The 26,214-nt window shown below is 66.7% G+C and carries 25 protein-coding genes, 1 tRNA gene and 1 pseudogene; 22 read left to right on the plus strand and 5 right to left on the minus strand.

The window, feature by feature from the left end:
• The first annotated feature begins 127 nt into the window (after window positions 1–127).
• The 11 genes from ACRCUN_RS25340 (at window position 128) to xerD (ending at window position 11,439) form a co-directional block, all read left to right on the plus strand.
• Window positions 128–997: a tetratricopeptide repeat protein gene (locus ACRCUN_RS25340; RefSeq protein ID WP_462144378.1), complete on the plus strand. Its 870-nt coding sequence runs from the start codon at window positions 128–130 to the stop codon at window positions 995–997.
• Window position 998: 1 nt separating this feature from the next.
• Window positions 999–2,015 (plus strand): HAD-IIA family hydrolase, encoded by a 1,017-nt coding sequence (locus ACRCUN_RS25345; RefSeq protein ID WP_462144379.1) that lies wholly within the window; start codon window positions 999–1,001, stop codon window positions 2,013–2,015.
• 28 nt (window positions 2,016–2,043) lie between these two features.
• A complete protein-coding gene (locus ACRCUN_RS25350) occupies window positions 2,044–2,220 on the plus strand; it encodes a hypothetical protein (RefSeq protein ID WP_462144380.1) in 177 nt (58 codons plus the stop codon).
• Between the two features lie 6 nt (window positions 2,221–2,226).
• Window positions 2,227–3,036, plus strand: a complete 810-nt coding sequence (locus tag ACRCUN_RS25355; RefSeq protein WP_462144381.1) for a TlyA family RNA methyltransferase — start codon at window positions 2,227–2,229, stop codon at window positions 3,034–3,036.
• Entirely contained in the window at window positions 3,033–3,956 is a 924-nt protein-coding gene (locus ACRCUN_RS25360) for an NAD kinase (RefSeq protein ID WP_462144382.1), read from the plus strand. The genes ACRCUN_RS25355 and ACRCUN_RS25360 overlap by 4 nt, the downstream gene beginning before the upstream one ends.
• A 6-nt stretch (window positions 3,957–3,962) precedes the next feature.
• Window positions 3,963–5,726, plus strand: a complete 1,764-nt coding sequence (gene recN, locus ACRCUN_RS25365) for a DNA repair protein RecN (protein ID WP_462144383.1) — start codon at window positions 3,963–3,965, stop codon at window positions 5,724–5,726.
• A gap of 103 nt (window positions 5,727–5,829) precedes the next feature.
• On the plus strand, window positions 5,830–7,014 hold the full coding sequence (gene steA / locus ACRCUN_RS25370) for a putative cytokinetic ring protein SteA (RefSeq protein WP_462144384.1): 1,185 nt from the start codon (window positions 5,830–5,832) through the stop codon (window positions 7,012–7,014).
• A gap of 15 nt (window positions 7,015–7,029) precedes the next feature.
• Entirely contained in the window at window positions 7,030–7,971 is a 942-nt protein-coding gene (locus ACRCUN_RS25375; RefSeq protein ID WP_462144385.1) for a copper transporter, read from the plus strand.
• A 135-nt stretch (window positions 7,972–8,106) separates the two neighbouring features.
• Entirely contained in the window at window positions 8,107–9,873 is a 1,767-nt protein-coding gene (locus ACRCUN_RS25380; protein WP_462144386.1) for a CTP synthase, read from the plus strand.
• The gene (locus tag ACRCUN_RS25385; RefSeq protein WP_462144387.1) at window positions 9,866–10,486 is read left to right on the plus strand and encodes an NUDIX domain-containing protein; all 621 of its coding nucleotides are present in this window, start codon (window positions 9,866–9,868) and stop codon (window positions 10,484–10,486) included. Before ACRCUN_RS25380 ends, ACRCUN_RS25385 begins: the two co-directional genes overlap by 8 nt.
• A gap of 26 nt (window positions 10,487–10,512) precedes the next feature.
• Window positions 10,513–11,439, plus strand: a complete 927-nt coding sequence (gene xerD / locus ACRCUN_RS25390; protein WP_462144523.1) for a site-specific tyrosine recombinase XerD — start codon at window positions 10,513–10,515, stop codon at window positions 11,437–11,439.
• A gap of 32 nt (window positions 11,440–11,471) precedes the next feature.
• Here xerD and ACRCUN_RS25395 read toward each other — a convergent pair whose 3' ends face one another.
• A complete protein-coding gene (locus tag ACRCUN_RS25395; RefSeq protein ID WP_462144388.1) occupies window positions 11,472–12,224 on the minus strand; it encodes an O-methyltransferase in 753 nt (250 codons plus the stop codon).
• A gap of 97 nt (window positions 12,225–12,321) precedes the next feature.
• Between ACRCUN_RS25395 and ACRCUN_RS25400 the strand changes: the two genes are divergently transcribed.
• The 6 genes from ACRCUN_RS25400 (at window position 12,322) to der (ending at window position 17,664) form a co-directional block, all read left to right on the plus strand.
• On the plus strand, window positions 12,322–13,227 hold the full coding sequence (locus ACRCUN_RS25400) for a ParA family protein (RefSeq protein ID WP_462144389.1): 906 nt from the start codon (window positions 12,322–12,324) through the stop codon (window positions 13,225–13,227).
• Between the two features lie 95 nt (window positions 13,228–13,322).
• Window positions 13,323–14,087 carry a segregation/condensation protein A gene (locus ACRCUN_RS25405; RefSeq protein ID WP_462144524.1) on the plus strand — a complete coding sequence of 255 codons (765 nt, stop codon included), beginning with the start codon at window positions 13,323–13,325 and terminating at the stop codon, window positions 14,085–14,087.
• Between the two features lie 53 nt (window positions 14,088–14,140).
• Window positions 14,141–14,842, plus strand: a complete 702-nt coding sequence (gene scpB / locus ACRCUN_RS25410) for an SMC-Scp complex subunit ScpB (RefSeq protein WP_462144525.1) — start codon at window positions 14,141–14,143, stop codon at window positions 14,840–14,842.
• Window position 14,843: 1 nt separating this feature from the next.
• Window positions 14,844–15,584, plus strand: coding sequence for a pseudouridine synthase (locus tag ACRCUN_RS25415; RefSeq protein WP_462144390.1), 741 nt, complete (start codon window positions 14,844–14,846; stop codon window positions 15,582–15,584).
• Window positions 15,581–16,267: a (d)CMP kinase gene (cmk, locus tag ACRCUN_RS25420; RefSeq protein WP_462144391.1), complete on the plus strand. Its 687-nt coding sequence runs from the start codon at window positions 15,581–15,583 to the stop codon at window positions 16,265–16,267. Before ACRCUN_RS25415 ends, cmk begins: the two co-directional genes overlap by 4 nt.
• Entirely contained in the window at window positions 16,264–17,664 is a 1,401-nt protein-coding gene (gene der, locus ACRCUN_RS25425) for a ribosome biogenesis GTPase Der (protein ID WP_462144392.1), read from the plus strand. Before cmk ends, der begins: the two co-directional genes overlap by 4 nt.
• Here the strand turns inward: der and ACRCUN_RS25430 are convergent.
• Window positions 17,630–18,568, minus strand: coding sequence for a threonine ammonia-lyase (locus ACRCUN_RS25430; protein ID WP_462144526.1), 939 nt, complete (start codon window positions 18,566–18,568; stop codon window positions 17,630–17,632). The genes der and ACRCUN_RS25430 overlap by 35 nt on opposite strands.
• Before the next feature lie 120 nt (window positions 18,569–18,688).
• Here ACRCUN_RS25430 and ACRCUN_RS25435 point away from each other — a divergent pair, with 120 nt between their 5' ends.
• The 5 genes from ACRCUN_RS25435 to ACRCUN_RS25455 all read left to right on the plus strand — a co-directional run bounded on the left by ACRCUN_RS25435 (window position 18,689) and on the right by ACRCUN_RS25455 (window position 22,799).
• Window positions 18,689–19,456 (plus strand): sulfite exporter TauE/SafE family protein, encoded by a 768-nt coding sequence (locus ACRCUN_RS25435; RefSeq protein WP_462144527.1) that lies wholly within the window; start codon window positions 18,689–18,691, stop codon window positions 19,454–19,456.
• A gap of 246 nt (window positions 19,457–19,702) precedes the next feature.
• On the plus strand, window positions 19,703–20,644 hold the full coding sequence (locus ACRCUN_RS25440) for a sulfite exporter TauE/SafE family protein (RefSeq protein WP_462144393.1): 942 nt from the start codon (window positions 19,703–19,705) through the stop codon (window positions 20,642–20,644).
• 80 nt (window positions 20,645–20,724) lie between these two features.
• Window positions 20,725–20,801: transfer RNA gene (locus tag ACRCUN_RS25445), tRNA-Pro, on the plus strand.
• Between the two features lie 234 nt (window positions 20,802–21,035).
• Window positions 21,036–21,425: a hypothetical protein gene (locus ACRCUN_RS25450; RefSeq protein ID WP_462144394.1), complete on the plus strand. Its 390-nt coding sequence runs from the start codon at window positions 21,036–21,038 to the stop codon at window positions 21,423–21,425.
• 96 nt (window positions 21,426–21,521) lie between these two features.
• Complete coding sequence (locus tag ACRCUN_RS25455; protein WP_462144395.1) at window positions 21,522–22,799, plus strand: pentapeptide repeat-containing protein; 1,278 nt, start codon at window positions 21,522–21,524, stop codon at window positions 22,797–22,799.
• Between the two features lie 245 nt (window positions 22,800–23,044).
• On the opposite strand, the gene ACRCUN_RS25460 is transcribed toward ACRCUN_RS25455, so the two are convergent.
• From ACRCUN_RS25460 to ACRCUN_RS25470, 3 genes and pseudogenes are all read right to left on the minus strand, one after another.
• Window positions 23,045–24,478 carry a hypothetical protein gene (locus tag ACRCUN_RS25460; protein WP_462144396.1) on the minus strand — a complete coding sequence of 478 codons (1,434 nt, stop codon included), beginning with the start codon at window positions 24,476–24,478 and terminating at the stop codon, window positions 23,045–23,047.
• Window positions 24,479–24,773: 295 nt separating this feature from the next.
• Window positions 24,774–25,696, minus strand: a pseudogene (locus ACRCUN_RS25465) (S1 family peptidase); the annotation flags it as partial.
• A gap of 87 nt (window positions 25,697–25,783) precedes the next feature.
• Window positions 25,784–26,044: a hypothetical protein gene (locus ACRCUN_RS25470; protein ID WP_462144397.1), complete on the minus strand. Its 261-nt coding sequence runs from the start codon at window positions 26,042–26,044 to the stop codon at window positions 25,784–25,786.
• Between the last annotated feature and the right edge of the window lie 170 nt (window positions 26,045–26,214).

The following is a 26,214-nucleotide window of genomic DNA, read 5'->3' on the forward strand; positions in this document are numbered from 1 at the left end:
AGAATCGCTCCCCACGTTTACGTGGGGGGCGATTCTCTTTTTTCATTCGAAAATTCGAATTGACGATTATGTCGAGCTCACCCCGGCCAAGTATCCTTTGCGGGAAGGGGTGGGTAGAAAGGCACACGTGGTCGGAGACAGTCAAGGCGGCGGTGAACGTCGCCCACGGCGAGCTTCCAGCAACCGTGCATCCAACAACCGCACGTCCAGTGGAGGCCAGCGCGGCGGGCCGCAGGACCATCGTCGGCGGGATCAGCGATCGTCGGCGCCGCGGTCGTCTGGTCCCGGTCGTGCGCGTCCGGCACAGCCCGCGGGAAACGACGAGCAGGAGCAGGACGCCGCACCGCGGCTGCCGGCCGACGTCGAGGCCAAGCAACTGGCCCCGGAAATCCGGCGGGAATTGATCACGCTCGACAAATCGACTGCCGACTACGTGGCCCGGCATCTGGTGGCCGCCGGCAACCTGCTCGACGAAGACCCCGAGACAGCGCTCGCGCATGCCCGTGCCGCGCGTAGCCGCGCGGGTCGGCTCGCGGCCGTCCGGGAAGCGGTCGGCATCGCGGCCTACCACTGCGGTGACTGGGCACAGGCGCTCGCCGAGTTGCGCGCGGCCCGCAGAATGGGCAGCAAGTCGCCGCTGCTTGCCATGATCGCCGACTGCGAACGCGGTGTCGGGCGTCCGGAACGCGCCATCGAACTCGCGCGGAGTGAGGAAGCCGCTGCACTCACCGGCGACGACGCCGATGAGCTGCGCATCGTGGCCGCCGGGGCCCGATCCGACCTAGGGCAGTTCGAACAGGCGCTGTCCATTCTGTCGACACCGCAGCTCGATCCCAGCAGTACCGGTCAGACCGCGGCCCGGTTGTTCTACGCCTACGCCGATACCCTGCTGGCGCTCGGTCGGGGCGATGAGGCGCTGCAGTGGTTCATCAATGCCGCGGCCGCCGACCTCGAAGGCGTGACCGACGCCGAAGACCGGATCACGGAGCTGTCCTGACGTGACGACGCTTGCACGGCAACACGATTGCCTGCTGCTCGATCTCGACGGCACGGTGTTCCGTGGCCACGAGCCGGTCACCGGAGCACTCGACAGCCTGGCCGATCTCGACGCACGGGTGCTGTATGTCACGAACAACGCATCGCGCGCACCCGCCCAGGTCGCCGACCATCTGAAAGAGATGGGCTTCCGTGCCGACGCCGACGACGTGGTCACCAGTGCGCAGAGCGCTGCGCGGCTGCTGGCCACTCAATTGCCCTCCGGCGCACGCGTTCTCGTCGTCGGCACCGACGCTCTCGCCGATGAGGTGAGCAACGTCGGGCTGCGGCCGGTTCGGCAGTTCGACGAAGACCCGGTGGCAGTGGTGCAGGGTCACTCGCCGCAGACCGGCTGGCCTGAACTCGCCGAAGCGGCGCTGGCCATCAGGGCCGGAGCCCTGTGGGTGGCCGCGAACGTCGACCTGACGCTGCCGAACGAGCGCGGCCTGCTGCCGGGCAACGGAGCGATGGTTGCGGCGCTGAAAGCAGCGACGGCGCAGGAGCCGCAGGTGGCCGGGAAGCCTCAGCCGACGCTGATGAACGACGCTCTGGCCCGCGGAACGTTCGACACCCCGCTTGTGGTCGGCGATCGGCTCGATACCGATATCGCCGGCGCGAACGCCGCGGGCCTGCCGAGCCTGATGGTGCTCAGCGGCGTCAGTACCGCCGTCGAGGCGCTGCGCGCCGTCGCCGCGGAACGCCCCGATTACATCGCGCCTGACCTGCGTGGTCTGCACGCGCAGGCCGCAGACCTGAAAGTTGGCCCCCACCCCGCGTGGTGCGTCGTCGTCGACGCCGCGGACGTGACGGTGCATTCGACCGATGTCGAGGCGACCGACCCCTTGTCGGTGCTTCGCGCCACCGCGCACGCGGTGTGGTCCGCCGATCTCGACCACAAGGATTTCGCGGTGCTGGCCGGCGACGACGCCGCGCGCCGAGCGCTACAACAGTGGTCGTTGCTGTCGGTGCCGGTCGACTAGCGCGTGATCGGCTAGCGTGAATACCGCTATGACTACCGATCCAGACCAAGTCCGGGCCGAGGTCGCCGAAGCGCTCGCCGACCTGCCCGATACGTCCGCGGACGGGCAACAACTCGGCGACGCCGACATCGACCTGATGGTGTCCCGACTCGAGCAGGCGCACGAGGTGCTGGTGCACGCGCTCGAGTCGGTCGACAAAGGGTGAGTGCTGGTGGCGCGGCGGGCTCGTGTTGACGCCGAGCTGGTGAGACGTGGGCTGGCCCGCTCGCGTCAGCAGGCAGCGGAGTTGATCGGTGCCGGCCGTGTCCGCATCGACGGCATGCCCGCGGCAAAACCCGCAACGGCCATCGCGGTCGACGCCAACATCATCGTCACCCACAGCGACGAACGCAGTTGGGTGTCGCGCGGGGCGCACAAACTCATCGGCGCGCTCGATGCGTTCGGGCTGATCGTCGAAGGCCGCCGCTGTCTGGATGCCGGCGCATCGACCGGCGGATTCACCGAGGTGCTCTTGGACCGTGGCGCGGCTGAGGTCGTCGCGGTCGATGTCGGCTACGGGCAGCTCGCATGGTCGTTGCGGTCGGATGCCCGGGTGGTGGTTCAGGAACGCACCAATGTCCGGGAACTGACCGCCGAGGCCATCGGCGGGCCCGTCCAACTGATCGTGGCCGACCTGTCGTTCATCTCGCTGGCCACGGTTCTGCCCGCGCTGACTGCCTGCGCAGTGGCCGACGCCGATATCGTTCCCATGGTGAAGCCGCAGTTCGAGGTCGGTAAGGACCGCGTGGGTGCCGGAGGGGTGGTGTCGGATCCGGAACTGCGGATCGACGCCGTGTGCACGGTCGCCCGCAGGGCCGCCGAGCTTCAATGGCATGCTGTCGATGTGACGGCCAGCCCACTTCCGGGGCCATCGGGCAACGTTGAGTACTTCCTGCACCTGCGCCGCGAGACGGATGCGCCGCTGCACGGCGAATCACTCGAGCACGCAGTGCGGCGGGCGGTCGAGGAGGGGCCGCAATGACGGCTGAACGCATGATTCTGCTGGTGGTCCACACCGGCAGGGAAGAAGCCACCGAGGTCGCGCGCCGCGTCGAGAAAGTTCTCGGCGACAACGACATTGCGCTGCGCGTGCTGTCGGCCGAGGCGGTCGACCGCGGGCCATTGCATCTGGCCCCCGACGATATGCGGGCGCTCGGTGTCGACATCGAGGTTGTCGACGCCGATGAACGTGCCGCCGAGGGCTGCGAACTCGTGCTTGTGCTCGGCGGTGACGGCACATTCCTGCGCGCCGCCGAACTCGCCCGCAATGTGGAGATACCGGTCCTTGGCGTCAATCTGGGCCGCATCGGATTCCTCGCCGAGGCCGAGGCGGAAGCCATCGACCGGGTTCTCGAACATGTCATCAATCGCGACTACCGCATCGAGGAACGGATGACGCTCGACGTCGTCGTTCGGGTCGGCACCGACGTGGTCAACCACGGGTGGGCGCTCAACGAGGCGAGCCTGGAGAAAGGTCCGCGCCTCGGCGTGCTGGGTGTGGTCCTCGAGGTCGACGGTCGACCGGTGTCGGCGTTCGGCTGCGACGGTGTACTGGTGTCCACGCCGACCGGATCGACGGCGTACGCGTTCTCGGCGGGCGGGCCCGTGCTGTGGCCGGATCTGGAAGCAATCCTGGTGGTGCCCAACAACGCTCACGCATTGTTCGCGCGGCCGATGGTGACCAGTCCCGAGGCGTCGATCGCCATCGAGATCGAGGCCAGCGGCAACGACGCTCTCGTGTTCTGCGACGGTCGGCGCGAGATGGTGGTGCCTGCAGGCGGCCGGTTGGAGGTGACGCGTTGCGGTACGCCGCTCAAGTGGGTGCGCATCGACAGTGCACCGTTCACCGACCGACTGGTGCGCAAGTTCCGGTTGCCGGTCACCGGATGGCGGGGGCAGTAGCCGCACGTGCTGGCCGAAATACGAATTGAGTCTCTCGGCGCGATCAGCGCCGCAACCGCGGAGTTCGACCGTGGCCTGACCGTGCTGACCGGCGAGACCGGGACCGGTAAGACGATGGTCGTGACCGGCCTGCACCTGCTCGGTGGTGCTCGTGCCGACGCGACGCGGGTGCGCTCGGGTGCCGAGCGGGCAGTGGTCGAAGGCCGGTTCAGCACAACAGAATTGGGCGCCGACGTGGCGGGACGGGTCGAGGAGATCCTGGACTCGTCAGGTGCGGAGCGAGACGACGACGGTAGCGTCATCGCCGCACGGTCGGTGAGCCGGGCCGGGCCATCGCGGGCCTACCTGGGTGGGCGCAGCGTGCCGGCCAAGTCGCTGAGCAGTTTCACCGCCGAAGTGCTCACGCTGCACGGGCAGAACGATCAGCTGCGCTTGATGAAACCCGACGAGCAGCGGGCCGCGCTCGACCGGTTCGCCGACGTCGACAAGCCTCTCGGCCGCTATCGCAAGCTGCGTGAACAGTGGCTCGTGGCGCGTCGGGATCTCACCGATCGGAAGCTGCGCGCCCGTGAACTGGCGCAGGAAGCCGATCGGCTCATCTTCGGGATCAACGAGATCGATGCGGTGGCACCCCAGCCCGGTGAGGACGAAGCGATCGTCGCCGACATCCGGCGGCTCTCGGAACTCGACGCGCTGCGCGAGGCTGCGCAGACCGCGCGCACCGCGTTGTCGGGTGAACTCGACGATCCGTCGCCGGATTCCGTGTCGGCCGCCGACGGTGTGGGCCAGGCGAAGTCGGCTCTCGAAGGCACCGACGACGCCGCGCTTCGTGCGTTGGGAGTGCGGCTGGGCGAGGCGGTTGCGGTGATCGCCGACGTGACCGCCGAACTCGGCGACTATCTGGCCGAATTGCCCAGCGACGCCAGCACTCTGGAGACCAAGCTGGCCAGGCAGGCCGAGCTGCGCAACTTGACCCGCAAGTACGCCGCCGACATCGACGGTGTGCTCGCCTGGTCACGCGACGCCGCCGAGCGGTTGGCCGCGCTCGATGTCTCAGAGGAGACCCTTGGCGAGCTCGAGCGTCAGGTGGGTGAGCTCGAGACGCAGCTCGTGGCCGCGGCTGCCGAACTCACCAAAGCCCGCAGCAAGGCGGCCAAGGGGCTGGCGAAAGCCGTGACGGCTGAGCTGGCCGGCCTCGCGATGGCCAATGCGATCTTCAGCATCACGGTGGCCCCGATGCCCGCGCGGGCCGATGATTCTGCGCCGGTGAAGATGCCCGACGGCAGCGTCGTCCATGCCGGACACGACGGCGTCGACGCGGTGGAGTTCGGCTTCACCGCACATCGCGGCGCTGACGTGCTGCCCCTGACCAAGAGCGCGTCGGGCGGTGAGCTGTCGCGTGTGATGCTCGCGCTCGAAGTCGTGCTCGCGGCGTCGGCCGAGGGCACCACGATGGTGTTCGACGAAGTCGACGCGGGAGTCGGCGGGCGTGCCGCGGTGCAGATCGGCCGCCGGCTCGCCCGGCTCGCGCGCACGCATCAGGTCATCGTCGTGACGCACCTGCCCCAGGTCGCGGCGTATGCCGATGTGCATCTCGTCGTCGACAGCGGCAATGGGCGCAGCAAGTCGAGCGGCGTGCGCCGCATCGACGACGACGACCGGGTCGCCGAGCTCGCGCGGATGCTGGCGGGGCTCGGCGAATCCGACAGCGGCCGCGCCCACGCCAGGGAACTGTTAGACGCCGCCCAGCAGGAACGTAACGGCGGCTGATTCGGTGCTGAGCTTGTTACTGGTGTGACTAAAGCCAACTTGTGAGGCTGGTGTTACGGCGCGCCTCCACCTCCACTTGAGGGTTTCTCGACAGAATCGGCGCATGAAGATGTCAGCGCTGCTCACTCGCAATGCCAGCTCGCGCCCGGGTATCACCGGCACTGCCCGCGTGGACCGCGACATCGATCGACTGCTGCGCCGCGTCGGCCCTGGCGACATCGTCGTCCTCGATGCCCAGGACCTGGACCGGATCACCGCAGACGCGCTGGTCGAGGCCAACGTGGCGGGTGTCGTCAACGCATCGCCGTCGATCTCCGGGCGGTATCCCAATCTGGGGCCGGAGGTTCTCGTCGCCAATGGGGTCACGCTCATCGACGAAGCCGGACCCGACGTCTTCAAGAAGATCAAGGACGGTGCTCGCGTGCGGCTGCACAACGGCGGTGTCTACTCCGGCGACCGCCGGATCGCCCTCGGCGTCGAGCGCAACGACCAAGAGATCCACGAGCTCATGCACGAAGCCAAGAGCGGCCTGGTGGCCCACCTCGAGGCGTTCGCGGGCAACACCATCGAGTTCATCCGCAGCGAGAGTCCCTTGCTCATCGACGGCATCGGCATACCCAACGTCGACGTCGACCTGCGCCGCCGGCATGTGGTGATCGTCGCCGAGGAGCCCAATGCCGCCGACGATCTCAAGGCCCTCAAGCCGTTCATCAAGGAATACCAACCCGTCCTGGTCGGCGTCGGCGTCGGCGCCGATGTGCTCCGCAAGGCGGGATACCGGCCCGCGCTCATCGTCGGCGATCCGGACAAGATGAGCGTCGAAGTCCTGCGCAGCGGCGCCCAGGTGATCCTGCCTGCCGATGCCGACGGACACGCCGCCGGGCTCGAGCGCATCCAGGATCTCGGTGTCGGCGCGATGACGTTCCCCGCCGCCGGATCGGCCGCCGACCTCGCGCTGCTGTTGTGCGATCACCACGGGGCGGCGCTGATCGTTACCGCCGGACATACCGCCAACATCGAGGAGTTCTTCGACCGGTCGCGGCAGCGCAGCAATCCGTCGACGTTCCTGACCCGGTTGAAGGTGGGGGAGAAGCTGGTCGACGCCAAGGCCGTGGCCACGCTGTACCGCAGCCGGGTGTCCGGCGGCGCGATCGCTCTGCTGGTGCTGGCCATGTTGGTGGCCGTCATCGTGGCGCTGTGGGTGTCGCGAGCCGATGCCGCGGTGCTCGACTGGGTTGCCGAATATTGGAACCGCTTCACGCTGTGGGTGCAGGGCCTCGTCAGCTGAATGGGCAGGTGAGCCGTGATAACGCTACGTGCACATGCAATCTCGTTGGCTGCGGTGTTCCTCGCGCTGGCGATCGGGGTGGCGCTGGGGTCGGGCCTGCTGTCCAACACCGTGCTGTCCGGGCTGCGTGACGACAAGAAACAGCTGCAGCAGCAGATCGACACGCTCACCGAAGACAAGAACGCGTTGAACGAAAGACTTAACGCGGCAAGTGAATTCGACGCACAGATGGCGCCGCGCATGCTGCGTGACGCGTTGAAGGACAAGTCGGTGGTGGTGTTCCGCACTCCCGACGCCGACGACGGCGACGTCGACGCGATGTCGCGTTTCATCGGCCAGGCCGGTGGAACCGTGACCGGCACGGTGTCGCTGACGCCGGAATTCGTGGAAGCCAACTCGGCCGACAAACTGCTCTCGGTCGTCAACTCGCCGATCGTGCCGGCCGGTAAACAGCTCAGCACCGCCGCGGTGGACCAGGGTTCGCAAGCCGGTGACCTGCTGGGCATCACGCTGCTGATCGACAAGAACCCCGGGGTGGCCCCGGTGGACGACACCCAGCGCCAAACGGTGCTCACCGCGCTGCGCGACACCGGTTTCGTGTCCTATGACGATCAGCACATCGGTGCGGCCGACACCGCGCTGATCGTGACCGGTGGTGCGCTGGGCGACGACGCGGGCAACCGCGGCGCGACCGTGGCCCGGTTCGCATCCGGCCTGGCTCCACACGGCTCGGGCACCGTCCTCGTCGGCAGGCAGGGCTCGGCGTCGGGCACCGGCGCCGTAGCCGTGACCAGGTCGGATGCCGCCCTCGCCGCGGCGGTCGGCACCGTCGACGACGTGGATTCCAGTGCCGGCCAGATCACGGCCGTGTTGGCGCTCGGCGAACTCGCCGGCGGCGGCAAGCCGGCGCAGTACGGCACCGGACCGGACGCGGCGTCCGTAACGGTGCCGCAATAGCACCATCTCTGCCGTCTTGCTCCTCGCGTGCGCGGCGCGTCAGCGACGGCTTGTCGCTGTCAGTGTTAAGGTGAGATTCCGTGGGTTGGCAGGCCACAGCTAGTTTCAGCGATTCCCTGCCCGTCGTCACGGAGGATGCTTTTGCCCGCGTTACGCAAGCACCCGCAAACCGCCACCAAACATCTCTTCGTCACCGGTGGTGTGGTTTCTTCACTCGGTAAGGGTCTGACCGCGTCCAGCCTCGGTCAGTTGCTGACCGCGCGGGGCCTGCAGGTGACCATGCAGAAGCTCGACCCCTATCTCAACGTCGACCCGGGCACCATGAATCCGTTCCAGCACGGTGAGGTGTTCGTCACCGAGGACGGCGCCGAAACCGATCTCGACGTCGGCCACTACGAGCGGTTCCTGGACCGCAACCTGTCAGGCTCGGCCAATGTGACGACCGGTCAGGTCTACTCGTCGGTGATCGCCAAGGAGCGCCGCGGCGAGTACCTCGGCGACACGGTGCAGGTGATCCCGCACATCACCGACGAGATCAAGAGCCGCATCCTGGCGATGGCCGAACCAGACGCGTCCGGTAACCGGCCCGACGTCGTGATCACGGAGGTCGGCGGCACCGTCGGCGACATCGAGTCCCTGCCGTTCCTGGAGGCCGCCCGTCAGGTGCGCCATGAGGTCGGCCGCGACAACTGCTTCTTCCTGCACGTGTCGCTGGTGCCGTACCTGGCGCCGTCCGGTGAGCTCAAGACCAAACCCACCCAGCACTCGGTGGCCGCACTGCGCAGCATCGGTATCACACCGGATGCCCTGATCCTGCGGTGCGACCGCGATGTCCCCGAGCCGCTCAAGAACAAGATCGCGCTCATGTGCGACGTCGATGTCGATGGCGTGATCTCGACGCCGGACGCGCCATCGATCTACGACATACCCAAGGTGTTGCACCGCGAGGAACTCGACGCATACGTGGTGCGCCGGCTCAACCTGCCGTTCCGCGATGTCGACTGGACCGAGTGGGACGATCTGCTCCGCCGGGTCCACGAACCGCAGGAGACCGTGCGAATCGCCTTGGTGGGCAAGTACATCGACCTGTCCGATGCGTATCTGTCGGTCGCCGAGGCGCTGCGCGCGGGCGGGTTCAAGCACCGCGCAAAAGTTGAGATGCGGTGGGTTGCCTCCGACGACTGCGAGACCGACAACGGTGCGTCCGCAGCGCTCGCCGACGTACACGGCGTGCTGATCCCCGGCGGGTTCGGCATCCGCGGTATCGAAGGCAAGATCGGCGCCATCTCGTTCGCCCGCAAGCGCGGGCTTCCGGTGCTCGGCCTGTGTTTGGGCTTGCAGTGCATCGTCATCGAGGCCGCCAGGTCGGTGGGCATCACAGGGGCGAACTCCGCCGAGTTCGACCCGAAGACCACCGATCCGGTGATCTCCACCATGGCCGATCAGCGCGACGCGGTGGCAGGCGAAGCTGACCTTGGCGGCACCATGCGACTCGGCGCCTACCCGGCCGTCCTCACGCCGAATTCCATTGTGGCAGAGGCATATCAGGCCACCGAGGTATCCGAACGGCACCGTCACCGCTACGAGGTCAACAATGCCTACCGGGACCGGATCGCCGAGAGCGGGCTGCGGTTCTCCGGCACCTCGCCGGACGGGCATCTCGTGGAGTTCGTCGAGTACGCGCCCGAGGTGCATCCGTTCCTCGTCGGCACGCAAGCGCACCCGGAACTGAAGAGCCGTCCCACCCGGCCGCACCCGCTGTTCGCGTCGTTCATCGGCGCGGCGCTGGGCTACAAGGCTGAGGAGCGGTTGCCGGGTATGGATCTGCCCGAGCAGTTCACGAACGGCGTCGAGCAGACAGATGACGCCCTGGACGAAGCCGAAGCTCCTTCTCTTGGCTGAACACGACTTCGAGACGCTGGCTAGCGAAACCGTTTACGTCGGAAAGATCTTCGCGCTGCGCGCGGACGAGGTCAGTATGCCGGGCGGCGGTACGGCACGGCGTGAGGTCGTCGAGCACTACGGGGCGGTCGCGGTCGTCGCACTCGACGACGACGGCAATGTGGTGCTGGTGTATCAGTACCGGCATCCGCTGGGCCGTCGGTTGTGGGAGCTTCCCGCCGGTCTGCTGGACCTGGGCGGCGAGCCCCCCGAGGTGACCGCGGCGCGGGAACTCAAGGAGGAGGCCGGCCTGGCCGCCGCGAACTGGCGGGTCCTCGTCGACATAATCTCGGCGCCCGGATTCTCCGATGAGAGCGTGCGGATCTTCCTGGCGACCGGACTGACCGACATCGGGCGGCCCGAGGCCCACGACGAAGAAGCCGATATGGTGATCGAGCGCGTTTCGCTGGCCGAGGCGGTGTCGCGGGTGTTCACCGGTGAGATCGTGAATTCAATTGCGGTGGCGGGCATTCTGGCCGCGCACGCGATGACCGATGCGGAGTCGTTGCGGCCCGTCGACGCACCGTGGGTGGACCGCCCGACAGCGTTCTGGCGGCGCAAAGGCCTGCAGTGACGACACCGTCGCCCCTCCGCACGGCCCTGGACGACCAGATCCAGGGCTACCTCGATCACCTCACGATCGAGCGGGGAGTGGCGGCCAACACGCTGAGCTCCTACCGTCGCGACCTACGGCGCTACGCCGAGCACCTGACGCAGCGCGGCATCGACGATCTGGCCAAGGTCGCCGAGACCGATGTCAGCGATTTCCTGGTGGCGCTGCGCCGCGGCGATCCCGACGCCGGGGTGGCCGCGCTGTCGGCGGTCTCCGCGGCCAGAGCCGTCGTCGCGGTACGCGGCCTGCACCGGTTCGCCGCCGCCGAGGGATTGACCGACGTCGACGTCGCCCGTGCGGTCAAACCACCGACCCCGAGCCGGCGGCTACCCAAAAGCCTGACCCTCGACGAGGTACTGGCGCTGCTGGAAGCCGCCGGCGGCGACAGCGAGGCCGATGGGCCGTTGACCCTGCGCAACCGCGCGCTGCTCGAGCTGCTGTACTCCACCGGCGCCCGTATCTCCGAGGCGGTCGGGCTCGACGTCGACGACATCGACACGCACGCCCGCTCGGTGCTGCTGCACGGCAAGGGTGGCAAGCAGCGGTTGGTGCCGATCGGCCGCCCGGCGGTCAGCGCGCTCGACGCCTACCTGGTGCGCGGACGGCCGGATTTGGCCCGACGCGGTCGCGGTAACCCGGCGATCTTCCTCAACGCCCGCGGCGGCCGGCTGTCGCGGCAGAGCGCATGGCAGGTGCTGCAGGACGCCGCGGAACGGGCCGGCATCGCATCGGCGGTATCGCCGCACACCCTGCGGCACTCCTTTGCCACTCACCTGCTCGACGGCGGCGCGGACGTGCGCGTCGTGCAAGAGCTGCTCGGTCACGCGTCGGTGACCACGACGCAGATCTACACCATGGTCACCGTGCACACGCTGCGCGAAGTGTGGGCCGGGGCGCATCCGCGCGCACGCTAGGGAAGACTCCACGAAAGATCGTGAGCGATCTGTCAGCCGCCTAGGAACTCCGATTCCAGTACCAGGTCGGGCAGCAGCGTCTGGTATTCGGCGTGCGTCTTGTGCTCGGTGGTGTTCCACAACCTGCCCTGATGCTCGCGCATGTAGGCGAGGTACTTCGGTGCGCCGGGCAGCTTGACGTTGTCGGCCACCACGATCGAGCCCCGGCGTAGCCAGCCGCGGTCGAGGATGCTGCGGAGGTCGGGCAGGTAGGCGTTCTTGTCGTGGTCGAGGAACACGAAATCCAGCCCGCCCGGGGCGAACCCGCTCTGCGTGAGAGCGTCGAGCGTCTTCCCGCCGTCGCCGATGGTCCCGACGACGCAGGTGATCCGGTCGGCGACGCCGGCATGTGCCCAGATGCGGCGGGCGATGTCGGCGTTGGCGGCCGAGAACTCGACCGAGAACACCCGGGCGGCCGGTGCGGCGCGAGCGATGCGCATGGCCCCGTAGCCGCAGTACGTGCCGAGTTCCAGTGCCAACTGTGGGTCTGCCCGGCGGACGGCGGCGTCGAGCAACTCGCCTTTCTCGTCGCCGACATTGATCAGGAATGACTTCTCGTAGGCGAACTTGTCGATCGTGGCGAGGACATCGTCGAGATCGCCCCGCCGGGCGTTGGCCAGGACGTAATCCGCAGCGGCGGCCTCGCGCCCGTCGCCCCACTGCCCGGTCTTCGCGAAATGCCAGGCGCCGATCCCCATGCGGATGAACGACCACCGCAACAGCGGCAGCCGTTGCTTGAGACTCATGACGTTCACCATATGCCGCCTGATTGCCCGCGGGTCTGCCCGTCCTGGCAGCGTGACGACGTTAAACTTGCCCGGATGTTCGCCAAGTCTTCGCGATATGACGCCAGTGGTGGTCGCGTTGACTGACGACCACGGACACGACGGTCTGTTCGAGCACAGCGGCACGGAACTGGGCCTAACCGGCCGTCCCGCCCGCGACATTCCCGAGCCGCAACCCCGCTCGACGCACGGTCCGGCCAAGGTCATCGCGATGTGCAACCAGAAGGGCGGGGTGGGTAAGACCACCTCGACCATCAACCTGGGCGCGAGCCTCGCCGAGTACGGTCGCCGAGTCCTGCTCGTCGACCTCGATCCGCAGGGTGCCCTGTCGGCGGGCCTCGGAGTGCCGCACTACGAGCTCGCGCACACCGTGCACAACCTGCTCGTCGAGCCGCGGGTGTCGATCGACGACGTGCTGATCAAGACCCGAGTCAGCGGCATGGACCTCGTGCCGAGCAACATCGACCTGTCGGCCGCCGAGATCCAGCTCGTCAATGAGGTCGGCCGCGAACAGTCCTTGGCCCGGTCGCTCTATCCGGTGCTCGACCGCTACGACTACGTGCTGATCGACTGTCAGCCGTCGCTGGGCCTGCTCACCGTCAACGGCCTGGCATGCGCGGACGGCGTCATCATCCCGACCGAATGCGAGTACTTCTCGCTTCGCGGTCTGGCGCTGCTGACTGACACCGTGGACAAGGTGCACGATCGGCTCAACCCCAAGCTGTCCATCAGCGGCATCCTCGTCACCCGCTACGACCCCCGCACGGTCAACGCGCGTGAGGTGATGGCCCGCGTGGTGGAGCGGTTCGGCGACCTCGTGTTCGACACCGTCATCACCCGGACCGTGCGGTTCCCCGAGACCAGCGTCGCCGGCGAGCCGATCACGACGTGGGCGCCCAAGTCCGGTGGCGCCGTCGCCTACCGGTCGCTCGCGCGGGAAGTCATCTACCGGTTCGGCGTGTGAACGACGTCGCGGGTACCGATGCCGCGCAAGAGTCTGCCGCGGCGGCATCGGATGACGCATCCGGCGGCAATCAGCAGAACCGGTTCCAGGTCCGGCTGACCAACTTCGAGGGTCCGTTCGACCTCTTGCTGCAGCTGATCTTCGCGCACCGGCTCGATGTCACCGAGGTGGCGCTGCATCAGGTGACCGACGATTTCATCGCCTACACCAAGCAGATCGGCGCGCAGCTCGAACTCGACGAGACCACGGCGTTCCTGGTGATCGCGGCCACGTTGCTCGATCTGAAAGCCGCGCGCCTGCTGCCGGCCGGCGAGGTGCAGGACGAGGAAGACCTGGCCCTGCTCGAGGTGCGGGATCTGCTGTTCGCCCAGCTGCTGCAGTACCGCGCGTTCAAGCATGTCGCCGAGATGTTCGCCGAACTCGAGGCCGCGGCGCTGCGTAGCTATCCGCGCGCGGTGTCGTTGGAGGACCGCTATTCCGACTTGCTTCCCGAGGTCATGCTCGGCGTCGACGCCGAGAAGTTCGCCACAATCGCCGCGGCGGCGTTCACCCCGCGCCCGGTGCCGACGGTCGGCACCGATCACATTCACGCGCCCAAGGTGTCGGTGCCCGAGCAGGCCGAGCGGCTGCTTGGCCTGCTGGAACAGCGCGGGGTCGGGCAGTGGGCGACGTTCACCGAACTGGTGGCCGACTGCACGGCCGGCATCGAGATCGTGGGCCGCTTCCTGGCGCTGCTCGAGCTGTTCCGGGCCAGGGCGGTAGCATTCGAGCAATCAGAACCGCTTGGTGTGCTCCAGGTTTCGTGGACCGGGGATCGACCGACCAGCGAACACCTGGCAACCGCCGACGCGGAAGAATAGCGAGAACGATGACTGACGAGATTTCCGATCCCGGTGCCGAGCCCGGCGCCGGGATGGATGCTCAGCTGCCGCCCGTCGACCTCGGTGAGGATCTGGGCATCGACGTCACCCTCGTCCCGGAACTGGAGGACGGCGAGCTCGGCGCGGTGCTGGAGGCACTGCTGCTGGTGGTCGACACCCCGGTGACCGTCGATGCGCTGGCCTCGGCCACCGAACAGCCGGCCTACCGGATCGCGGCCAAACTGCGTCTCATGGCCGACGAGCTGGCGGCCCGCGACAGCGGCATCGACCTGCGCGAGGCCGGCGGTGGTTGGCGGATGTACACCCGGGCGCGGTACGCGCCGTACGTCGAACGCCTGCTGCTCGACGGCGCGAGGACCAAGCTGACCCGTGCCGCCCTGGAAACCCTGGCGGTGGTGGCCTACCGGCAGCCGGTGACCCGCGCCCGGGTGAGCGCGGTGCGTGGGGTCAACGTCGACGCGGTGATGCGGACGCTGCTCGCGCGCGGCCTCATCACCGAGGCGGGCACCGATTCCGACTCGGGGGCGACGACTTTCGCGACGACGGAGCTGTTCCTGGAACGGTTGGGGCTCTCCTCGCTGACCGACCTGCCCGACATCGCGCCGCTGCTGCCCGACGTCGACGTGATCGACGATCTGAGCGAAAACCTCGGAGATGAACCGCGTTTCGCGAAACTCAACGGCGGGACACCCTCCGGGGACCAGCCGGCCGCCTTCGATGTGGACAAGGACTGATATGGCCGACGAAGGTGTGCGACTGCAGAAAGTCCTGTCGCAGGCGGGAATCGCGTCGCGACGCGTCGCGGAGCGGATGATCACCGACGGCCGCGTCGAGGTCGATGGCCGCGTGGTCACCGAGCTCGGCACCCGGGTCGATCCGGCGGTCGCCGAAATCCGGGTCGACGGCTCGCGCATCGTGCTCGACGACACGCTCGTGTATCTCGCGATCAACAAACCGCGCGGCATGCACTCGACGATGTCCGACGATCGGGGCCGGCCGTGTGTGGGCGATCTCGTCGAACACCGCGTGCGGGGTAACCAGAAGCTGTTCCACGTCGGGCGCCTCGACGCCGACACCGAAGGGCTGCTGTTGCTGACCAACGACGGAGAACTCGCGCATCGGTTGATGCACCCGTCCTATGAGGTGCCCAAAACATATGTGGCCACGGTGATCGGGACGGTGCCGCGCGGTCTTGGCAAGAAGCTGCGGGCCGGAGTCGAACTGGATGACGGGCCGGCGCGGGTGGACGACTTCGCGGTCGTCGACACGGTTCCGGGCAAGACGCTGGTGAAAGTCACGCTGCACGAGGGACGTAACCGCATCGTGCGGCGGCTGCTGGCAGCGGTGGATTTTCCGGTGCAGGAGCTGGTGCGTACCGACATCGGAACGGTGTCGTTGGGCGATCAACGTCCGGGCAGTATTCGAGCGCTCAGCCGTAAAGAAATCGGCGAGCTGTATCAGGCGGTGGGGTTGTGAGCGGATCTTTGTTGGTTGCGGTGGACGGCCCGGCCGGAACCGGGAAGTCCTCGGTTTCTCGGGGGCTTGCCCGCGCGCTCGGTGCGCGCTACCTCGACACGGGTGCGATGTATCGAATCGCGACCCTCGCGGTGTTGCGCGCCGGGGCCGACCTCGGCGATCCAGATGCGATCGACCGGGCGGCCGCAGACGTCGCGGTCAATGTCGGATCCGATCCCGACGAAGATCGCGCATACCTTGCCGGAGAAGACGTTTCGACCGAAATCCGTGGCGATGCGGTGACCCGCGCGGTGTCGGCGGTGTCAGCCGTTCCGGCGGTGCGGGCCCGGCTGGTGGACCTGCAGCGCGGACTTGCCGCGGGCGGCGGGCGCGTCGTCGTGGAAGGCCGTGACATCGGGACCGTGGTGCTGCCCGACGCCGACGTGAAGATCTTCCTCACCGCGTCGGCCGAGGAACGTGCGCGTCGGCGCAACGCCCAGAACATCGCCAACGGCCTGCCCGATGACTATGAGACGGTGTTGGCCGATGTGCAGCGTCGCGACCATCTCGATTCGACGCGGCCGGTCTCGCCGCTGCGGGCGGCCGATGATGCGTTGGTTGTCGACACCAGCGACATGGATGAGACCCAGGTGATCGCGCACCTGCTCGATCTCGTGACTCAGCATGCCGGGGTGCGGCGATGAGCGAGGACGGTACGTGGTCTGACGAGAGCGAGTGGGAACTTCCCGCGGACGTCGCCGAAGCCGTCGAGGAGGCGGCTATCGCGCCGCCCGTCGTCGCGGTCGTCGGCCGGCCCAACGTCGGCAAATCCACTCTGGTGAACCGGATCCTGGGCCGTCGCGAAGCGGTGGTTCAGGACATCCCCGGCGTCACCCGCGACCGGGTGTCCTATGACGCGAACTGGCTGGGCCGCCGGTTCGTCGTGCAGGACACCGGGGGATGGGAGCCGGACGCCAAGGGTCTGCAGCAGCTCGTCGCCGATCAGGCGTCGGTCGCGATGCGCACGGCCGATGCGATCATCCTGGTGGTCGACGCCGTCGTCGGCGCGACCGCGGCCGATGAAGCGGCGGCGCGCCTGCTGCGCAAGTCCGGCAAGCCGGTTTTCTTGGCCGCCAACAAAGTTGACACCGAGCGGGGCGAGGCCGACGCGGCGGCGCTGTGGTCGCTCGGTGTGGGGGAGCCGCATCCCATCAGCGCCATGCATGGCCGTGGAGTGGCCGATCTGCTGGACCGGCTGATCGACGATCTGCCCGAAACGTCTGAGCTCGCCGGCGGCGGAGGCGGGCCACGGCGCGTCGCGCTCGTCGGAAAGCCCAACGTGGGTAAGAGTTCTCTGCTGAACCGGCTGGCCGGTGACGAGCGCTCGGTCGTGCACGATGTCGCGGGCACGACCGTCGATCCGGTTGACTCGCTGATCGAATTGGGCGGCAAGACTTGGCGTTTCGTCGACACCGCGGGGTTGCGCCGTAAGGTCGGCCAGGCCAGCGGGCACGAGTTCTACGCCTCGGTGCGCACCCACGGTGCGATCGACGCTGCCGAAGTCGTCATGGTGCTGATCGACGGATCGCAGCCGCTGACCGAACAGGATCAGCGCGTGCTGTCCATGGTGATCGAAGCCGGACGCGCACTCGTGCTGGTGTTCAACAAGTGGGACCTGGTCGATGAGGACCGGCGCTACGTGCTGGACCGCGAGATCGAACGCGAACTGGTGCAGGTGCAGTGGGCGCCGCGGGTCAACATCTCGGCCAAGACCGGCCGGGCCGTGCAGAAGCTCGTGCCCGCGCTGGAAACCGCACTGGCGTCCTGGGACACCCGGATCCCGACCGGCCGGCTCAACACGTTCCTCAAAGAGGTGGTGGCGGCGACACCGCCGCCGGTGCGCGGTGGCAAGCAACCACGAATCCTGTTCGCCACGCAGGCGACATCGCGTCCGCCGACGTTCGTGTTGTTCACCTCCGGCTTCCTCGAGGCCGGCTACCGCCGGTTCCTGGAGCGGCGGCTGCGTGAGACTTTCGGGTTCGAGGGCAGCCCGATTCGGATCAACGTCAGGGTTCGCGAGAAGCGCTCGGCGAAGCGCTGACCCAACGGTGATATGCGGCGGCGTCGACGTTGCTTCCGCACACGATGGTGGCGACGTGCCGGCCCGCGAAACGGTCCGGGTTCTCGAGGACCGCGGCGATGCCGAGTGCGCCCGATGGTTCGACGACCAACCCGGCGTGGTCGAGCAGCATCCGCATTCCCGCGATGATCGACGACTCTCGGACCAGGACCGCGTCATCGGCGACTTGAAGGAGGTCGTCGAGCACGGCTGCGATCGGACGCCGTCCCGCGACCCCGTCGGCGATGGTGTCGGTCGATTCGGTGGTGACCACGCGCCGCTCGTGCCACGAGCGCGTCATCGCGGGTGCACCCAGCGGCTGGACGCAGATCACCTCGACGTCGGGCGCGCAGGTCTTGAGGACGTGCCCGACACCGGTGGCCAGCGCCCCGCCGCCGAGCGCGATCAGCACCGCGTCGAATGACGGCGCGCCGTCGATGAGCTCCAGCCGGATGGTGGCGGCGCCCTCACAGGTCTCGATGTCCAAGCTGTCTTCCAGCAACCGGATGCCGTCGTGGCGTGCGATCGCGGCAGCGCGGTCGCGGGCCATTTCGTGGTCGCCGTCCACGAGGTGCAATGTGGCGCCGAGGGCGCGGATGCGATCGAGCTTGACCGCAGGCGCGAACCGGGATGCCACGACCGTGACGTCGAGTCCGCGGCCGCGGCCGGACCATGCGAGGGCCTGGCCCAGGTTGCCCGCGCTGGCGCACACCACGGTTCGCGAGCCGGCGTCGGCCAACAGGCTCGCGACGACCTCGGTGCCGCGTCCCTTGAAACTGCGGACCGGGTTCGCGGTTTCGAGCTTGATGCTCACGGCGCACCCGAGGGCCGGCTCCAACCCCTCACAGCGATACAGAGGCGTGTCGAGAAAAACTGGATCGATCATTGTGCGGGCCGCCTGAATCCGTGCGAGGTCGAGGCGCGTATCCGGCACGACAGCAGCGTAATCCCGGCGCGGTGGGCCCACCGGTCGGACGATAGGGTGGCCCGAGTGTCCGTGACCCACATGATCCTGATCGCATTGGCCGGTGTCGGAGCGGGTGCGATCAACGCGGTAGTTGGATCGGGCACGCTCATCACGTTTCCCACTCTGGTCGCCCTCGGCTATCCGCCGCTCACGTCGACGATGTCCAACGCGGTCGGTCTGGTCGCCGGCGGCGTGTCCGGCACGTGGGGGTATCGCCGTGAGCTCAAGGGCCAGTGGAAGCGGCTGCGCTGGCAGATCCCGGCATCGTTGATCGGTGCGGGCGCCGGCGCCTGGCTGCTGCTGCACCTTCCGGAGAAGGTGTTCGTCGCGGTCGTGCCGGTCCTGCTGATCCTGGCGCTGATCCTGGTGGTGATCGGGCCCCGGATCCAGGCGTGGGCACGGCGACGCGCCGAAGCGTCCGGCCAGTCCGCCGAACACGTGAGCTCACGGAAAATGGCCGTGCTGGTGCTCGGGACGCTTGCCGTCGGCGTCTACGGCGGATACTTCACCGCCGCCCAGGGCATCCTGCTGATCGCCGTCATGGGCGCGTTGCTGCCGGAGTCGATGCAGCGCATGAACGCGGCGAAGAATCTGCTGTCGCTGCTGGTCAACATCGTCGCGGCGCTTGCGTACACGATCGTGGCGTTCGACCGGATCAGCTGGGAAGCCGCGGGCTTGATCGCGGTCGGCTCGCTGATCGGCGGATTCCTCGGAGCGCACTACGGACGCCGGCTGTCGCCGAACGCGCTGCGCGCGGTGATCGTGGTGGTGGGACTAATCGGGCTGTACCGGTTGTTGGCGGTGTAAGGCTGCGATGCGATCGCTGAGCGCCTCTTGTAAGCTTTTTGAATCTGTCTGAAAAGGGAGGGGCGACCGGTGGCTGAACGTGCTTACCGCACTGCGCCGTCTGCCCTTGCTGCTCTCGAGCCGTTCTGGCCCTCGCGCCGGTTGATGGCTTTCGACGAATGGTGTCGCGCGCGCATCTGATCCGCGCCCGTCAGTCCGTCAGGTCGCCTGCGTCTTGGTGACCATTATTCGAAAGCAGCCGAATTCATGCGGTCGCTCATCATCTTCGCGCTCGTCGGCCTCGGAGCCCAGATCGTCGACGGCGCACTCGGTATGGCCTTCGGCGTGACGGCATCGACCCTGCTGGTCCTCAGCGGGGTCGCGGCGGCACAGGCCAGCGCCGCGGTCCACTTGGCTGAGGTCGGCACGACCCTCGCCTCTGGCCTGTCGCACTGGCGGTTCAAGAACATCGACTGGAAGATCGTCCTGAAGCTCGGCGTGCCCGGTGCGATCGGTGCCTTCCTGGGCGCGACGGTGTTGTCCTCACTGTCGACCGAGGATGCAGCGCCGCTGATGGCCGGAATCCTGCTCGCCATCGGTGTCTACGTGTTGCTGCGGTTCTCCCTGCGCACACCGCCGGCCTTCCGCTCCGGCAGCACCCCGCACACCGCCAAGTTCCTGACCCCGCTGGGCCTGTTCGGCGGCTTCATCGATGCCTCCGGAGGTGGCGGCTGGGGTCCGATCACCACCAGCACGCTGCTGTCGCGCGGCAAGACCGCACCACGCACCGTCATCGGATCGGTGAGCGCCTCGGAGTTCCTGGTCGCGGTTTCGGCATCGCTGGGCTTCCTGGTCGGGCTGCGTGAGGATTTCCTGCACAACATCCCGATCGTGCTGGGCCTCGCGGCCGGCGGCGTCATCGCCGCACCCTTGGCGGCGTGGCTCGTGTCCAAGATCAGCCCAGCGCTCCTGGGCACTGCCGTCGGCGGCGTCATCGTCCTCACCAACGCCCAGAAACTGCTCAAGTACTTCGGGATCCACGGCCCCGCGTCGACGGCGATCTACACCACGATCGCGGTCGTGTGGGCCGGGTTGGTCGTCTACGCGTGGCGGACCTCGCGGGCGCCGGAATACCTGCCCGAGGCGCTCGATTCGGAGCCTGAAACCGAAGAAGAGCGCGCTGACGAGCCCGATACCGCGGTGCGATGACGCGCGGGGGTATCGATTGGGGCGGAGGCCGACCCCTACGGTAAGCTTTCGACTCGCTGCCGGTGCAAACCGGAAGCAAGCGGGCTGTGGCGCAGCTTGGTAGCGCACTTGACTGGGGGTCAAGTGGTCGCAGGTTCAAATCCTGTCAGCCCGACCATGAAAAGAACTCGCCGGCGGAAGCCGGCGAGTTTTTTCTTGGTCGGCTGACATGATGCTGGGAGCCGAAGCGCCCGCCGAGGTACGAGGCGGTCCCGCCGGCGGGTCCTGTCAGCCCGACGCAGGTCAATGGCACTGTCCAAGGTTTCGGAAGGTGCTTCTTTTGGTTCCGTAACCCCAACCGCAGGCGTTCACGGGCGTCCGCCCGCGTCCACTAACCCTAACCGTCTGGCCCTTGTGGTTGCGAGCGTCGCCGACCTCGCCGCACAAGCCGGCGAGCAGCAACGCCGAGAAGCCGTCCACGATCGCCGCAGCCGCCAAGAAGGCCGGGCTGGAGGTCTTCGACTCCGAAACCGCCGACGCCCTCCGCCGGGACGCGGCCGAAGTTCGAAAGATCGCCGCGGCCGCTGCGCGGGCCAAGGTCGAGGCCGCCATTGACGACGCGATCGATCACGGCAAGATCACGCCGTCGCGCCGCAAGCATTGGGTGCCGCTCATCGAGGCCGGTGCCGCAATGGCCGAGGTGCTGGCAGCGGTCCCCAACGAGACAGCAGTTCCTGTCACGGAGGTCGGGCACTCTGCCGGTGCCCGCGCCCTCGCCGACAGTGGTCAGTGGTTCTACTGACCGCAGGTGGCAAGTCCCTTGCGTGCACTTGATTCGCGGTCATCCACAGCGGTGCGTTGTTAATGTGATGATCCCGATGCGGAATCGTGCGGGGAGGTGATTTCGATAGCGATAGGCCGCAAGCGTCGCACGCCGGAGGGGCGAAGTGCGGACGCAAAAGCGACAAAATGGGTATGGGTCGCCTCTGCGGTTATCTTCCTTGCGCTCTCCATTATGGCTGGCCTTGCCGTTGCCGCGGAGTGGTTCCAATGGCGCGACTTCTGGAAGTCGGCTGCACAACCATATGCCACCGTACTGACCGGATTAGCAGCCCTAGGTGCTGCTTCACTGGCTTTCTACAATGGCGAGCGTCAACGTTCCGCTGAGCACATACGATGGAAACTAGACCAGGAAGAACGGCGTGCTGAAGCGGACCGACTGCATGATCGCGAAATAACACGGGAGCTACGCGCACGGTTCACAATTGCCACGGAACAGCTCGCGAATCCCTCCCCAACTATTCGCCGGTCGGGAGTGTACGCAGTCGCCGCGTTGGCGGACGACTGGCGCAACAAAGGTAACGCTGCGGAGATTCGCGTTTGTTACGAAGTCCTTAGCGGATACCTGAGGGAGGCTAACGAGGGGTTCGACCAGGAAACGCGGTCGGCCGGACCAGATGGATCCGTGCGGGCCACCATCGTCAATCTGATTGCCGAACGTCGACGATCGACTACACACTGGGCTACGGAGGAGATTTCGCTGGAAGGAGCTGATCTTCGCGGGGTTGACTTCAGTCCGGCGAACCTGGCGCACGCCGACATGAGCCGCACGGATCTTCGGTTCGCAAATCTGGCAAAGTGTGATCTCACAAACGCAAATCTGGAATGGGTAGATTTCACCGAAGCGCAACTGACCCTTTGCAATCTTACTGGAGCACGTCTTACAGGCTGCAAGTTTGTGAAAGCAGATATGAGTTCTGCGAAACTGATTGCGGCGAATCTCGAATGGACCGACTTCTCGCACGCGCAACTCAGAATGTCCGACCTTACGCGCGCAATGGGTTACGGCGTATTTACTGATGCAGATCTGTCGTGGTCCAAATTGTGTGGTGCGTATCTGGCCGGATCGATGTTCGTTCGCACGAACGTGAAAGATGCAGACGTCGCCGAGGCGAATCTATCCAACGCTACTTTCGGGAACATTCAAGTCGCTGACTTCAAGAATTTTCACAATGCCGTGTTGTCTCCGCGACAGCGTGAAAAATATGCGGCGGCGATCGCCGGAAGTCGCGAAAGGGCAGCAGCGGAGGCTGATGCCACCGAGCATTTCACCGAGCAGATGCTGCGTCGCCGACTTCGTGAGGTCGACGACGGAGCACAGGAAGCTTCCGAATGAAGAGTGCGCGAGGGAAGGGTGGCCGATTTGCCAATCGTCTGCGAATCGAAAGTCGCGCGCGGCCCTTCACGACTCACGGCATCTTGCGGTGGTCGCATTCAGGTGTGGCCACTGGGAGAAATGGAGTTCTGGGTACGGTGACTCCGCCCGCGGTAGTCACGACTTTTTATTGCGCGGCGGGCAAAATCCGAGCTGGGTGACCGGATCAGCCGAAACGCGTTGCAGCACCGGTGGTTTGGACGGGGCTAAGACGCCTCCCTCGTCGTCTCCAGGGCGTTCCGAAGGACGTCCAACATGTCGACCCGCTCAACATCGACGGTGAACGGCTCACCGACGAACTCCTTGCCGTAGCCCTGCGCGGTCACGGTGTAGGTGACGGTGATCTGGTCGGCATCAGAGTCAGGTTCCACGACGAGCACGACGTCCTCGCCGACTGACTCGGTCCGCCAGACAGGATGCGGCCGCAACCGTGCGAGGTTGACCGTTACTTCGAGATCGCCATCATCGTTGTGCCGCCACTCGATCGGGTAGTCGTCCCGACGTGCCAGCCGTGGCATCGGCAGTGCGACGCGGCCGAAGCGCGGATCGCTCGGCGGCCGCCAGTCGGGGTCCCTGACCTTCTCGAACTCGAAGTCGTCCATGCCTTCGAAGTCGACGCCGCGGGCACCGTGGAAGGTCAGGATGATCTCGACGTCGTTGAGGAAGCTCTCGGCCTGGTTGTCGATGTGCACGCGTAATGCGGGCCACGCGGTGCCCGCGAGGTAGTCCCGGCAGGCGGGCCACCGGTCCTCAAGCTCGGCGCGGTAGGAATCCACCCGCTGCTGGATCTCATCGTCGCTCAACGGTTCCGGCGGCTTCGGCTTCTCCATGCCGAGCAGATAGCCCGGTCCTAGGTCCGGCGGTTCGAAGGCCTTGGGTAGCATGTTCTCGAATATCAGGCTCTGCCCGATGAGGTCGCTGATCCGCGGCATCTGCGCCGCCACGTCCCAGGGCCGCTCCCGCGCTGCCTGTGCCCGTTCAGCTTCCTCGCGGGCACGTCGTGCCCGTTCGGCGCGCTCCTTCTCCTCGCGTTCGGCGCGCACCCGTGCGTGACCCTCATCGGACCGCTTACGGATCGACTTTTCACGCATCCAGACGAACCGATCGAGCACCTCGGCGTCGTCGGCGAAGGCGTGCGCGACGCCCTGCACCGACGCCTTCACGCTCATCGGCTCAAGGCCGGTGGCGGGGATGTAGATGTACTGTTCCCGAATCTGCGACATCTCCGGACTGTCGAGGAGGTGGACGTTCCGCTCGAGGTGGAACACGTCGACGGCGATCGAACCGGCCGCCTTCCGCAGTTTCTCCCTCTCGCCGTTGGTGATCTTCTGGTTCGTGACGAACGCGACGCCGAACGGTTGCCGGTGCCGGGCCGCGTCGACGTCCGACTTGAACTTCGCCATGATGTCCGCGAAAGGGTCCTGACCCCATGGGAAGTACGACGCCATCACCCACTTCTCGCCGTCCTTCACACACATCGCGTCAGCGCCCTGATCGGGTCCGCCGAGCGGGTGCGAGGGGTCAATGCTGCGGTACCCCTCGGCGTGGAGGAGGTGACCGGCGAGTCGTTCGGACAACGCCTGTCCGTAGGTCCAGAACAGGAGACGGTGGTACGTCTCGTCGGGGCGGTGTGTTGCCACGGTGAACTTCCATTCCGGATGCGGTCGAGTGTCCGACTCGCTATCCGGTGCCTACTGCGGAACCGAACCGTGCGGTGTTAACGTCAACCCTGCATCGACCAAATGCGATTGACGTGAACCCCGACCAGCGGGCCGAACCCCCGGTCGGGGTTTCGTCACATCACGGACAAAAACGCTACTCGCGTGACTCGACGAAACCGGGTATGGAAGGCCGGTTTGAGTGCGTGTCGTTTGGATCGCCAGCGCGCTTCGCCACGCCAGCACCATCAGTCACTTTGGTCTCGTGTGAGGCCATCTACGAAAGCGTGTCCATCTCGACGATGCCGCCGAAGCCCAGGTCGTCCATCGCGCGGATCACTTCGCTCGACGGGATACCGCGATAAAACGGAGCCGCGGTCGGCCCGGCGTCCGTCGATGGTGCCTCTGTCCTCGACCACGAGGCCGATCACGCGGCCGTCCTGCGCGACGATCGGCCCGCCGCTATTTCCCGGCCGCGCGATGGCCGAGTACAGGAAGATCTTCTGTCGATCGGGGATCGTCTCGGCGGCCGGGTTGACCACCTCGCCGCGCTGCACCGTTAGCGCCATCTCCGCCGTCATCGGAATTCGCGGGTAGCCGAACACATAGACCTCATCGGCCCAGTCGGGATCGCGGAAAGCCATACCGGCGAGGCGCGGCAGGTACTTGCCTTCGGGCAATTGCGCTTCAATCACCGCGACGTCGAGCGTGGGATGCGGTCGCGCGAGGCAGGTGCAATCGACTCGTTCGGCATCGGCGTGATTGCTCGCGGGATAAACCGATAACCCCGAGCTGTTGTTCGCGAGTCCGGTCACGACGTGCTTATTGGTGACGACGTGATTGTGGTCGACGATGAGGCCGGTTCCCCAGCTGTCGACTGGGTTGCCGTCGTCGTCGCGACCGGCGAGCTGCACGGTTACCGCGTGGTAGCTCGGAATGATCAGCTCGGCACCGAAGATCTCGGCCAACCACAGATTGCCGCCGAGCTGACCTTTCGACGCGCCGCCCTGCGTTATGTACCGCTGACCCATGATCGGGCAGTTGCGGGCTCCAGCCGAGCGGCAGCATGAGCCCGGCACGTTCCATCGCGCCGAGGATGCGGTTGAGGGTGGCGGGCTGCCCCGCCGCGGGCAGGCCGAGGGTGTGAAGCCACTTCGAAAAGTCTGCGACCGACCACGGATCAAACGGCACCGTCTTCGGCGCGTGGGAAATCCTGTCAACACGTACCGTCCGCCTGTTCCAATGAAAGTTGAACGATGGCGACGTGTCCTTAGATTGCGCTGTCGTTCAGTCGCCGCTCCCACCGTTGAGCTTCGGCCGATACTCGTCTCTATTCTGAAAGAAGATCTCGGCACCGCAGATTGGGCAATGAATCCAGTATTCGTATCGTTTGTTGGTGGCGTCACCTTCGGCGACCCATGAACGCGTCTCAATCAGGACATCGGCATCGCCATTCTTCGGACAGCGGATGCCCTCCCATGACCCTGCAGCGACCAGCTTGGTCACCTGTGCCCAGCGTTTCGCCAGTGCAACGTATTCATCAGACATTCGCGTCAACTTCCGCCGCCCAGAAATGTTCCGCCAAACTTTGGGCCTTATCGAATGCCGCCTGCGTCTCACTGGCCGCACGGGTTGCATCGATGCCCAGTTCGGGTTCCGCCCGCGATCGCTGCCGCGGTCACATCACTGCTGGCCGCCGCCGCCCTCAAGCCGTCTGC

It is taken from the genome of Mycobacterium venezuelense (assembly GCF_054919535.1).

What these genes read in the sequence shown, in the direction of transcription:
- ACRCUN_RS25380 (WP_462144386.1), top strand. Translation starts at nt 8,107, where the DNA reads ATGCTTTTGCCCGCGTTACGCAAGCACCCGCAAACCGCCACCAAACAT.
- scpB (WP_462144525.1), top strand. Translation starts at nt 14,141, where the DNA reads ATGGATGCTCAGCTGCCGCCCGTCGACCTCGGTGAGGATCTGGGCATC.
- ACRCUN_RS25430 (WP_462144526.1), bottom strand. Translation starts at nt 18,568, where the DNA reads ATGATCGATCCAGTTTTTCTCGACACGCCTCTGTATCGCTGTGAGGGG.
- ACRCUN_RS25350 (WP_462144380.1), top strand. Translation starts at nt 2,044, where the DNA reads ATGACTACCGATCCAGACCAAGTCCGGGCCGAGGTCGCCGAAGCGCTC.
- ACRCUN_RS25440 (WP_462144393.1), top strand. Translation starts at nt 19,703, where the DNA reads ATGCGGTCGCTCATCATCTTCGCGCTCGTCGGCCTCGGAGCCCAGATC.
- ACRCUN_RS25360 (WP_462144382.1), top strand. Translation starts at nt 3,033, where the DNA reads ATGACGGCTGAACGCATGATTCTGCTGGTGGTCCACACCGGCAGGGAA.
- der (WP_462144392.1), top strand. Translation starts at nt 16,264, where the DNA reads ATGAGCGAGGACGGTACGTGGTCTGACGAGAGCGAGTGGGAACTTCCC.
- ACRCUN_RS25470 (WP_462144397.1), bottom strand. Translation starts at nt 26,044, where the DNA reads ATGTCTGATGAATACGTTGCACTGGCGAAACGCTGGGCACAGGTGACC.
- ACRCUN_RS25435 (WP_462144527.1), top strand. Translation starts at nt 18,689, where the DNA reads ATGATCCTGATCGCATTGGCCGGTGTCGGAGCGGGTGCGATCAACGCG.
- ACRCUN_RS25400 (WP_462144389.1), top strand. Translation starts at nt 12,322, where the DNA reads ATGACGCCAGTGGTGGTCGCGTTGACTGACGACCACGGACACGACGGT.
- ACRCUN_RS25395 (WP_462144388.1), bottom strand. Translation starts at nt 12,224, where the DNA reads ATGAGTCTCAAGCAACGGCTGCCGCTGTTGCGGTGGTCGTTCATCCGC.
- steA (WP_462144384.1), top strand. Translation starts at nt 5,830, where the DNA reads ATGAAGATGTCAGCGCTGCTCACTCGCAATGCCAGCTCGCGCCCGGGT.
- ACRCUN_RS25415 (WP_462144390.1), top strand. Translation starts at nt 14,844, where the DNA reads ATGGCCGACGAAGGTGTGCGACTGCAGAAAGTCCTGTCGCAGGCGGGA.